Origin of the sequence: Caballeronia jiangsuensis (genome assembly GCF_046030135.1) — a bacterium.
GTDB classification, from domain to species: domain Bacteria; phylum Pseudomonadota; class Gammaproteobacteria; order Burkholderiales; family Burkholderiaceae; genus Caballeronia; species Caballeronia jiangsuensis.
The window spans coordinates 1-438 of record NZ_JAQQDB010000133.1 but is presented as its reverse complement, the minus strand read 5'-3'; the positions used below and the strand labels follow the sequence as shown (position 1 = coordinate 438).

At 58.9% G+C, this 438-nt stretch carries 1 protein-coding gene; it reads left to right on the top strand.

Annotation, left to right across the window (positions count from 1 at the left end; translation table 11 throughout):
• On the top strand, positions 1–438 hold a 438-nt coding region (locus tag PQR08_RS38690), incomplete at both ends, for a transposase (protein WP_408164508.1).

Sequence of the window (438 nt, the reverse complement as noted above, 5' to 3'; positions counted from 1 at the left end):
AAAGCCGACCCGGAACTCAAAGGGATGCGCTGGACGCTGCTCAAGGACGCGAACAAACTGAATCTTGCGCAATTGACCGACCTTGAGGCGCTTGTCAGGCAGTACGCCACCAAGCGCACTGCCCGCGCATGGCTGTATCGCGAACAGTTGCGCGAGATTCTCGAGCGCAAGCAAATCCATGTCGTCTCCGAGATGTTGCGGCAGTGGTGCACCAACGTCATGCGCTCGAAAGTCGAGCCGATGAAGGACGTCGCACGTCTGATTCGCCGGCACTTCGACGGCATCGTTGCCTGGACGCAGACCCGCCAGACCAACGGCTTTATAGAGGCCATCAACGGCTTGTTTCAAGCCGCCAAGCGCAAGGCGCGGGGCTACACGCGTTTTACTACCATGCGCACCGTGCTCTTTCTCATCGCAGGCAAACTCGATTTCGCCAGC